The sequence below is a fragment of the Arthrobacter sp. Bi26 genome, assembly GCF_918697925.1.
Taxonomy (GTDB): Bacteria; Actinomycetota; Actinomycetes; order Actinomycetales; family Micrococcaceae; genus Arthrobacter.
This window is the reverse complement of sequence record NZ_CAKKMF010000126.1, coordinates 1-9,343: the sequence shown is the minus strand read 5'-3', so window position 1 is coordinate 9,343 and position 9,343 is coordinate 1. Positions and strand designations below refer to the sequence as shown.

Annotated in this window: 9 protein-coding genes; 3 read left to right on the top strand and 6 right to left on the bottom strand. The window is 66.8% G+C overall.

Features of this window, described 5'->3' with window-relative positions; translation table 11 throughout:
- Positions 1–140: 140 nt before the first annotated feature.
- Together LQV16_RS21630 and iolB are read left to right on the top strand one after the other, a co-directional pair.
- Positions 141–881: a GntR family transcriptional regulator gene (locus LQV16_RS21630; protein WP_229995915.1), complete on the top strand. Its 741-nt coding sequence runs from the start codon at positions 141–143 to the stop codon at positions 879–881.
- An 83-nt stretch (positions 882–964) separates the two neighbouring features.
- Complete coding sequence (gene iolB, locus LQV16_RS21625) at positions 965–1,885, top strand: 5-deoxy-glucuronate isomerase (RefSeq protein WP_229995914.1); 921 nt, start codon at positions 965–967, stop codon at positions 1,883–1,885.
- A gap of 27 nt (positions 1,886–1,912) precedes the next feature.
- Here iolB and LQV16_RS21620 read toward each other — a convergent pair whose 3' ends face one another.
- Together LQV16_RS21620 and LQV16_RS21615 are read right to left on the bottom strand one after the other, a co-directional pair.
- Positions 1,913–2,740: an aldo/keto reductase gene (locus tag LQV16_RS21620; protein WP_229995913.1), complete on the bottom strand. Its 828-nt coding sequence runs from the start codon at positions 2,738–2,740 to the stop codon at positions 1,913–1,915.
- Positions 2,741–2,768: 28 nt separating this feature from the next.
- Entirely contained in the window at positions 2,769–4,019 is a 1,251-nt protein-coding gene (locus tag LQV16_RS21615) for an MFS transporter (protein ID WP_229995912.1), read from the bottom strand.
- 164 nt (positions 4,020–4,183) lie between these two features.
- On the opposite strand from LQV16_RS21615, the gene LQV16_RS21610 reads away from it, so the two are divergent.
- Positions 4,184–4,633, top strand: coding sequence for a MarR family transcriptional regulator (locus tag LQV16_RS21610; protein ID WP_229995911.1), 450 nt, complete (start codon positions 4,184–4,186; stop codon positions 4,631–4,633).
- Between the two features lie 84 nt (positions 4,634–4,717).
- Here LQV16_RS21610 and LQV16_RS21605 read toward each other — a convergent pair whose 3' ends face one another.
- The 4 genes from LQV16_RS21605 to LQV16_RS21590 all read right to left on the bottom strand — a co-directional run bounded on the left by LQV16_RS21605 (position 4,718) and on the right by LQV16_RS21590 (position 9,131).
- Positions 4,718–6,178 carry a sugar porter family MFS transporter gene (locus tag LQV16_RS21605; protein ID WP_290369412.1) on the bottom strand — a complete coding sequence of 487 codons (1,461 nt, stop codon included), beginning with the start codon at positions 6,176–6,178 and terminating at the stop codon, positions 4,718–4,720.
- A gap of 47 nt (positions 6,179–6,225) precedes the next feature.
- Positions 6,226–7,101, bottom strand: coding sequence for a sugar phosphate isomerase/epimerase family protein (locus tag LQV16_RS21600; RefSeq protein WP_229995910.1), 876 nt, complete (start codon positions 7,099–7,101; stop codon positions 6,226–6,228).
- An 86-nt stretch (positions 7,102–7,187) separates the two neighbouring features.
- Positions 7,188–8,201 (bottom strand): Gfo/Idh/MocA family oxidoreductase, encoded by a 1,014-nt coding sequence (locus LQV16_RS21595; protein ID WP_229995909.1) that lies wholly within the window; start codon positions 8,199–8,201, stop codon positions 7,188–7,190.
- An 18-nt stretch (positions 8,202–8,219) separates the two neighbouring features.
- Entirely contained in the window at positions 8,220–9,131 is a 912-nt protein-coding gene (locus tag LQV16_RS21590; RefSeq protein WP_229995908.1) for a sugar phosphate isomerase/epimerase, read from the bottom strand.
- Between the last annotated feature and the right edge of the window lie 212 nt (positions 9,132–9,343).

Genomic DNA, 9,343 nt, shown 5'->3' with positions numbered 1-9,343 from the left:
CCCTCAGGGTGGCCCTTGGCTGCCCGTGGCGGCCCTGCTACTATCAGAAAAAGGCAGTATGTCCTATCAAGCGAACATAGCCTGACATGCGCGGATAGGCCGGCACTTCGGCCGCCGCGGAGCACAAGGGAGCACGCCCAGTGACGAATCAACTTAATCTGCGGATCGACCGCTCTTCCCCAGTGCCGCTGTACCACCAAGTGGTGCAGGGCATCGAGGCCGCGATACACACGGGGCTGCTGGAACCCGGCAGCCGGCTGGAAAATGAGATCGACCTGGCCGCCCAGCTGAACCTTTCCCGGCCCACCATGCGCAAAGCCATGGATGAGCTGGTCCGCTCCGGCCTGCTGGTCCGCAAGCGCGGCGTCGGCACCCAGGTGGTCTCCAGCCAGGTCCGCCGCCCGCTGGAACTGTCCAGCCTCTACGACGACCTCAGCAACAACGGCAGCAAGCCCACCACCGACGTGCTCAGCTTCTCGCACGAGGAGGCGGACGCCGTGACCCGGACAGCACTGCACCTTCCGGCCGGCGCCAAGGTCTACCACTTCACCAGGCTCCGGAAAGTGGGCGGCAAGCCGCTGGCCCTGATGGAGAACTGGGTGCGGGACGACATCACGGCCATCGACGAGGCGAGCCTGGGTTCGCAGGGCCTCTACGCCATCCTGCGCAACGGCGGCGTGAACTTCCGCCTCGCCTCGCAGCGGATCGGCGCCATGATCGCCAACGACTACCAGGCGCCGCTGCTCGAGACCACGCCCGGCTCCGCCCTGGTCACCATGGAGCGGACCGCCGTGGACGACACCGGACGCAATGTGGAAACCGGCCACCACGTCTACCGGGCGGATTCCTACAGCTTCGAAATGACACTGGTTCAAAGATAAGAGTTCAGCGACGGGCGCCACCGGCTCCACCCCCGCACAACACACGCGCCTTCCTCCGGCGCGACAACGAAAGGGCAGCTTCCATGGCCAACTGGGTCTATCCGCTCGGCACCGCCGCCGAAGGCAAGTGGGACATTTCCATCGGGACGTCAGATTCGGGACTGGAGGTGGACGGCTGGGCGCACACCGGGCTGAAGGTCGCCACACTGGCGGCCGGCGGCGCCGTCGCGCTGGACGCCGCGGCGGAGGAACGCATCGTGATCCCGCTCAACGGCTCCTTTGTGGCGACCGTGGACGGGCAGGACTATCCCCTGGCCGGTCGGGACAGCGTCTTCAGCGGCCCCAGCGATGTGCTCTACACCGGAGCCGCCAAGGCAGTGACCATCACCTCGGCCGACGGCGGACGCGTGGCGGTAGCCACCGCCCCGGCCAAAGCCTCCTACCCGACCCGCCTCATCACCGCCGCCGAGACGCCGGTGGAACTGCGTGGAGCAGGCAACTGCTCCCGCCAGGTGCACAATTTTGGCACCCCCGCCGCGCTGGAGGCGGACCGTTTCATCGTCTGCGAGGTCCTCACCCCGGCCGGAAACTGGTCCTCCTATCCCCCGCACAAGCACGATGAGGAAAAGGACGGCGAGACCAGCCTCGAGGAGATCTACTACTTCGAAACCCGCGTGACGCCCGGAGCGCCGCAGCGGCCCGGCGCCGACGACGCGATCGGCTACCAGCGGGTCTACGCCTCCGACGACCGGCCCATCGACGTTGCGGCCGAGGTTCGGACCGGCGACGTCGTCCTGGTGCCCTACGGCTGGCACGGACCCGCCATGGCCGCCCCCGGCTACGACATGTATTACCTCAACGTCATGGCCGGCCCGGGCCCGGTCCGCGACTGGCTGATCAGCGATGACCCGCACCACAGCTGGATCCGCCAGACCTGGGAGGGCCAGGACCTGGACCCGCGGCTGCCGTTCGGCCGCCAGTCCGGCGGCTGGGCCGGCAGTTAGGCCGCTAGGCCGCACAGGCCCGGACGGTTAGCCGTTAAACGTGGCCGGGTGTGGTCCGGTGCGTCCGTTTCGCTCCAGGGAATTCACGGCTTCCAGTTCGCCCATGGCAAGATCAAAGCCGAAAACCTCCAGGTTCTCCCGGATCCTGGCCGGCGTCACTGACTTCGGGATGACGATCCTTCCCTGCTGCAGGTGCCAGCGCAGAATGATCTGCGCCGGGGTTCTGCCGTGCCGGGCGGCGATCTCCCGGAGGGCCGGATCTGCCAGCAGGGCACACTGGGCCAGCGGGCTCCAGGCCTCCGTCGCAATGCCCTGCGCCGCGTTGAACACCGTCACCGCGTGCTGCTGCAGGGCCGGGTGCAGCTCCACCTGGTTGACGGCCGGCACCGTTCCGCCGAGGTCGATGAGCCGCTGCAGGTGTCCCGGCTCGAAATTGGAGACGCCGATGGCCCTGACCCGGCCGTCGGCAAGGAGTTTCTCAAGTGCCAGCCAGGAGTCGGCGTACTGGTCCGATGCCGGCGCGGGCCAGTGGATCAGGTAAAGATCCAGGTAGTCGAGACCCAGTTTGTCCAGGCTGGCGTCAAAAGCAGCCAGGGCCGGCTCGTAGCCGAGGTCGTCGATCCAGAGCTTGGACGTGATGAACAGGTCCTCCCGGCCGATCCCGGATTCGGCGAGCGCGCGGCCAGTTCCGGTCTCGTTTCCGTAGATGGCGGCCGTGTCGATGCTCCGGTAGCCGGCCGCGAGCGCCGCTGCTACCGCCTCGGTGGTCTCGGCGTCGGGAATTTGAAAGACGCCGAAGCCCAGCTGTGGCATGCGTACCCCGTTGTTGAGGACGATATTGGGGATCGAGTTCATGGTGTCTCCTGTTGTTGTGGTCGGGCGGTCAGCGGGCAACGGCTGCAGCCTCGGTGGCCGGAAGGTCGGTGCTGGATTCCGCCGCTGCTGCGGCGGGAACGGTGGACTCGCCGGCCGCCGGCAGGTCGGCGTCGGGCTTCTTGGCGTGAGCCGCAGCGAACGCCATCACCGCCAGGCCCAGCAGGGTAATTCCGGCGCCGGCCCAGATGGGCGAGGTGTAGCCGAGGCCGGCGGTGATGGTGACGCCGCCCATCCAGGCGCCCAAGGCATTGCCGACGTTGAAGGCGCCGATGTTCGCGCCGGAGGCCAGGGTGGGAGCACTGCTGGCGTACTTCATGACGCGCATTTGCAGGCCCGGAACCGTGGCGAAGCCGAAGCCGCCCAGCAACACCATGGAGGCGATGGTCACCGGCTGGTTGCCGGCGGTCAGGGCGAAGACCACGAGCACCACCACCAGGACGGCGAGCACGACGAGCAGCGTGTGGTCCACATTCTTGTCGGCCGCCTTGCCGCCGACGGTGTTGCCGATGAAGAGCCCGACGCCGAAGAGGATCAGCAACCACGGGACCGTGGTGGCGGAGAAGCCGGTGACCTCGGTGAGGGTGAAGGCAATGTAGGTGAAGGCGCCGAACATGCCGCCGTAGCCGAGGATGGTGACGAGGATGGAGAGCCAGACCTGTCCGGACCGGAAGGCGCGGAGTTCCCCGCGAAGGCTGCCAGCGGCGTCGCCGGAGCCGGTCTTCGGCACCAGGGCCAGAATGCCGGCCAGGGCGAGGACGCCAATGACCGTGATCGCCCAGAACGTGGAGCGCCAGCCGGCGGCCTGTCCCAGCATGGTGCCGAACGGGACACCGAGCACATTCGCCGCCGTCAGGCCGGTGAACATGATCGCAATCGCCCCGGCCTTCTTGGTGGGCGCCACCATACTGGCGGCCACCACCGCGCCGATGCCGAAGAACGCGCCGTGCGAGAGCGCGGCGATGATGCGGCCGGCCATCATCATCGAATAGTCGGGCGCGAGCGCCGAGACGAGGTTGCCCGCGATGAAGAGCACCATCAGCACGGCCAGCACAGGCTTGCGTTCGAACCGCGTCACGGCCGCAGTGAGGCCAAGCGCCCCGACCACGACGGCGAGCGCGTAGCCGGAGATGAGCCAGCCGGCAGTGGCCTCGGTGACGCGGAAGTCTGCGGCCACTTGCGGCAGCAGGCCCATGATGACGAACTCGGTGAGTCCGATGCCGAACCCGCCGAGGGCGAGGGCTATCAGGCCAACAGGCATGGAGGTGCTCCTTACAAAGCTGTACGGGATGGGGTATGGCGCGTAAGCTAGTAGTTGCAGACGCGTTATTTATTGTTGCACAAGCAGATACAGCGCGCAAGCAACTATTATTTGATGTGCCCGGCAGCACCCCGCCGGGCACACGAGCTGAAGGGAAACACCTGATGGGCATCAAGGACGACGCCGTCGAGGTCCGGGCGCAAGGCTGGCGGACCCTGGCGGCCCTGCACGGGCTGATCGAGGCCGAGCTGGAGCGTTCCCTGCAGGCCGAGGCGCAGCTCTCCGTGGTGGAATACACCGTGCTGGACGCGCTGAGCCGGCAGGACGGCTGGCATATGCGGATGCAGCAGCTGGCCCGCGCCACCGCGTTGAGCGCGAGCGCCACCACGCGCCTGGTCAACAGGCTCGAAGACCGCGGGCTGCTGACCCGGATCCTATGCGCGGATGACCGCCGCGGGATCTACACCGAGCTCACTCCCAGCGGCATCACGTTGCTCGAGCAGAGCAGGCCGGTCCACGACGCCACGCTGGAGCGGGCACTGGCCGAGGCCCAGGAGGTGCCGGAACTGGCGCCGCTGGTCGACGCCCTCCCCCGCCTGCACGCCGCGCTCTAGCTCTGCACCCCCGCGCGGGAACGCAGACAGCACGCAGAAAGCCCCGCCCCGGAACGAACCCGGGCGGGGCTTGCTGCGTTGGAGCTAGGCGGTGGCGGGTTCCCTGGCGGCCGCCTGTTTGAAGAAGTGTTCCAGGTCTTCCAGGCTCTGGTCCTTGGTCTCCGGGACCACGCGCTTGACCCAGACGATGGCTGCCAGCTGGAGCCCGACGAAGATGAAGAACGTCGCGGAGACGCCAATCCAGGACACCATCTGCGGGAAGAAGAACCCGATCAGGAAGTTGATCATCCACAGTACGAAGACACAGATGCCCATGGCAATGCCGCGGACATGCAGCGGGAAGATTTCGGCCATGGTCAGCCACGTCACGGTGCCGATGCACGACTGCATCGAGGCGAGGAACGTCACCATGAACAGCAGCACCAGATAGCCGCGGAGGGTGCCTTCCGGGATGAGCATGGAGATGATGCCGATGGCCAGCAAGGATCCTGCCGTGCCGGTCAGGCCAGCGATCAGCATGGACTTCCGGGGCAAGCGCGACATGAGGGACATCCCGACGACGACGGCGGCCACCGAGGTCACGCCGTTGACGACGTTGGCGATCAGGGCGCCTCGGTCGCCGAAGCCGGAGCTCGAGAGGATGGAGGTGCCGTAGTACATGATGGCGTTGACGCCGCTGATCTGGTTGATCACGGCCATGCCCAGTCCGACGACGAAGATCCGCCGGATCCACGGCACCGTGAGGTCACGGACGGTGCCGAGCTTGGATTGGTAGTCCTCCCTGGCGGCCTGCCGGACCTCATCGAACTCGGGGGAAACGTCCTCCGCGGTGCGCGTCCGGCGCAGCACCTCCAGGACTTCCCCGAATCGGCTGGCCGACGCCAGCCAGCGCGGGCTTTCCGGCAGCAGCAGCATGCCAAGCCACAGCACGACAGCCGGCAGCGTGGCAATGACCAGCATCCACCGCCACACGTGCGAGGCCTCCGGGAAGGCGTTGCCCAGCACGGCGTTGAACGTGAAGGCAAGGAACTGTCCGGTGACAATCATGAGCTCGTTCTGCGTCACGATTCGTCCGCGTTGGGCCGCCGGGGACATTTCGGCCAGGTAGACCGGGACGATCACCGACGCCCCGCCGACCGCAAGGCCGAGCAGGGTGCGGGAGGCGACGAGCAGTTCGGTGCTGGGCGAGAGCGAGCAGGCGATGGTGGCCACCGCAAAGATTATCGCGAGCCCCATGATGGTCCTGCGCCGGCCGAAGCGGTCCGACAGCCTGCCCGCCGAGATGGCGCCGAAGGCCGCGCCGAACAGCAGGTTGGAGGTCACCAGCCCCTCGGTCAGCGGGGTGAGGCCGAGGTCCCGCTGCATGAACGGCAGGGCACCGTTGATGACGCCGGTGTCATAACCGAAGAGGAGGCCGCCAAACGTGGAAAAGAGCGCCACGCGCCGCATGTACCTCTTGGGATTCGAGGCGCCACCGGCAGTCCGGGCCGCCTTTGCCTGGCCCGCAGAATCAGATGCTGCCGCGGGCGGAACTGAGTTTGGCACCGTTCTGTCGGACTCTGTTATGTCGTACGCCGTTCTGTCGGGCGCCGTCATAGGCTGACCTTCTGGATCTGCTGCTTCATGGTCTCCAGCTGGTACCGGGAGACGTCAGCGGCGTTGTCGTCCTCGGCGAAAACGCTGGACACCATCACCGTGTCGTCACGGTCGAGGAAGCCGATCTCGTGCAGGCCGCCGAAGAACTCGTCCCAGTTGACGTCGCCGTCGCCGATTTTCAAGTGCTGGTGCACCCGGACAGGGTTGCCGGGAGGGTTGGTGATGTAGCGCAGACCGTGGGAGGCGTGGTGGTCCATTGTGTCGGCGACGTGGACCAGGCGCAGCTTGTCGCCGGCGGCCCGCATGATCTCCAGTGGCGCGTTCTTCATGTGGAAGCTGTGCGAGGCCACGTAGACCAGGCCCACATTCTTCGAGTTCAGTCCGCGTATCACCCGGATCGCGGCCAGGCCCTCCTCGACGAAGTCGTCCGGGTGCGGATCGATCAGCAGGTCGATTCCCTCCCGCTCGATGATGGGGAGCAGTTCCTCCATAGAGCGGTAGAAGGCCCGCTCGGATTCCTCGGCCTTCTCCGGCCGGCCGCTGAACTCGGTGTTCATGGTGCCAACGCCCAGGTCCACAGTGATCTGGATGGCGCGCTTCCAGTAGCGGACGGCGGCTTCGCGTGCGTCCTCGTCCGGTCCGGACCAGCGCAGCACGGGCAGCACGGACGCGATCTCGATTCCCGCGTCCTTGCAGGCCGCCTTCAGCTTGCCCACGAGCTCGTCGTCGGCCTTCGGGTGGTTGAAGAAGGGGATGAAATCGGCGTGCGGGGTCATCTGCATGTACTTGTAGCCGAGGTCGGCCACCACGCGCGGGAACTCGAGAAGTCCGTGGCTGTGGTGGAACGGGGTGGGGTCAAGGGCGATTTTCACGGTGAACACTCCATTGTGGATCTGGCGGACGTGCGGCCGGCCGGCGCCGCGTTCGTAGCAGGACGGGGCGCCGGCCGGCAGGGTTCCTAGCGGTAAAGGGCGGGCTTGGCGTTGAGCTTCACGGCGACCTTTTCGCCGTTCTTCTGCGCCTCGACGCCGGCCTCGCAGCAGGCGGCCGTGGCGTAGCCGTCCCAGGCGGTGGGGCCGCCGATCTCATCGCGCAGGGCCGCGTCCACCCAGGACTGGATTTCGACGTCGTACGCTGCACCGAAGCGTTCCTCGAAGCCGGGGGTGACCTCGCCGCCCCAGCGGCCGCTGCTGCGGGTGTACGGGCCCTTGTCCCCGCCGATGCTGACGACGCCGTCCTCGAAGGAAGCCTGGGTGGCCACCTCGTAGCCGAACTTCGCGTTGACGTAGATCTCGACGTCGGCCAGGACGCCGGACTCGGTCTCGATCAGCACGTGCTGCGGGTCGTGCTGCCCGGCCGGCGCGTTCCGTGTGGCCTTGCCGAGGCGGACCTGGACGGACGTGATTTCCTCGCCGGTGAAGTAGCGGATGGCGTCGAATTCGTGCACCACGGAGTCGTTGATCAGCATCTCGTTGGTGAAGCCCGCCGGGGTGGTGGGGTTCCGGTGCTGGTGGTGCAGCATGAGCAGCTCACCGAGTTCGGAGTCGCGGATGATCTTGCCAAGCGCGGCGTATTCGGCGTCGAAGCGGCGCATGAAGCCGACCTGGATGCGTTTGCGGCCCAGCTTCTGCTCGGCCTCGACAATCTTCCAAGAGGACCCGGCGTCCGGGGTGAGCGGCTTCTCGCAGAGGATCGGGATGTCCTTGGCGATCGCCTTGAGCAGGATGTCCTCGTGCAGGAAGCCGGGGGTGGCGATCAGCACGGCGTTGACGTCGCCGTTGTTGAGGGCTTCCTCGGCGTCGGCCAGGGCGACGGCGCCCGGGATGCCCTCGATGGCGGCCTGCGCCCGGGCGAGGTCGACGTCTACGACGGCGGCGACTTCCGCGCCGTGGATGCGGGTGTTGAGCCGCTGGATGTGGTCTGCGCCCATACGGCCGGCGCCGATGACGGCCACGCGGAGGATCTTTGTCATGGTGGGTTCCTTCGGGTTCTAGTTGACGGCGGTGCGGGAGCCGCAGGAGAGCAGGTAGTTGCGGGTGCGCTTGGCGATCGGCATCGGGACGTCGAAGGCCACGGGGTACATGTCCTGTTCCACAATGCCAAAGATCGGCCGGTTCAGGGCCTCCACGGCTTCGATGACGGCGCGCAGGTCCGGCAGGCCGTTCGGCGGTTCGGTCATGACGCCGGCCAGGTTGGCGGCGGCCCAAGTCATGTTTTCGGCGTTGACCTTTTTGAGGATGTCCGGGTTGATCTGCTTCAGGTGCAGGTAGCCGATCCGGTCCGGGTAGTTCTTGATCAGCTCAAGGCTGGAGGCTCCGCAGTATTCGGCGTGGCCGGTGTCCAGGCAGAGGTTGAGGTACTTGGCGTCCGTTGCGGCGAGCAGGGTTTCGATGTCCTCCTGCGCGCCGACGTGGGAGTCGGCATGCGAGTGGAACTGCTGCTTCAGGCCGAAATCCTCCAGCAGCGTCTTGCCGAGGCGGTTGTGGCCTGTGAAGAGGTCGCTCCACGCCTTTTCGGTGAGTTCGCCGCTCTCCACGGCTTCCCCGGTGACGTCGTCGCGCCACATGGCCGGGATGACCACGATGTGTTCCCCGCCCATCGCTGCCGTGAGTTCGGCGACCTTGCGGGCCGGTTCCCACGCGGTGTCCCACTGGTCCAGGCCGCGGTGGAAGGCCGTGAACACGGTGCCGGCCGAGATCTTCAGGTCACGCTGTTTGAGCTCTTCGGCGAGGCGGGCCGGATCGGTGGGGAGGTAGCCGTAAGGGCCCAGCTCGATCCACTTGTAGCCGGATTCGGCGACCTCGTCGAGGAAGCGTTCCCACGGGGTCTGCTTGGGGTCATCCGGGAACCAGACGCCCCAGGAGTCCGGCGCGGTGCCAATGATCAGCTTGTTGTCAGTCATTCCGATTCCTTCTCATCGATTGCTCCGCAAGTGCCCTTTTGGACGTTCAAAACGGCGGCTACGGAGCAGTCGATCGTGGTTGTTGGGTGGGCCCACGCCGCCAGGGTTCCCTGGCCGTGGGGCCCTACCGGCGAGGGCCCCTACCTGAGCTTGCGAAGGCTGGGAGCCGGTGGGGACTTGCGAGGCCAGGGTGGCGGTGGGGAGTCAGTTGG

What these genes read in the sequence shown, in the direction of transcription:
- iolB (WP_229995914.1), top strand. Translation starts at nt 965, where the DNA reads ATGGCCAACTGGGTCTATCCGCTCGGCACCGCCGCCGAAGGCAAGTGG.
- LQV16_RS21620 (WP_229995913.1), bottom strand. Translation starts at nt 2,740, where the DNA reads ATGAACTCGATCCCCAATATCGTCCTCAACAACGGGGTACGCATGCCA.
- LQV16_RS21615 (WP_229995912.1), bottom strand. Translation starts at nt 4,019, where the DNA reads ATGCCTGTTGGCCTGATAGCCCTCGCCCTCGGCGGGTTCGGCATCGGA.
- LQV16_RS21610 (WP_229995911.1), top strand. Translation starts at nt 4,184, where the DNA reads ATGGGCATCAAGGACGACGCCGTCGAGGTCCGGGCGCAAGGCTGGCGG.
- LQV16_RS21595 (WP_229995909.1), bottom strand. Translation starts at nt 8,201, where the DNA reads ATGACAAAGATCCTCCGCGTGGCCGTCATCGGCGCCGGCCGTATGGGC.
- LQV16_RS21590 (WP_229995908.1), bottom strand. Translation starts at nt 9,131, where the DNA reads ATGACTGACAACAAGCTGATCATTGGCACCGCGCCGGACTCCTGGGGC.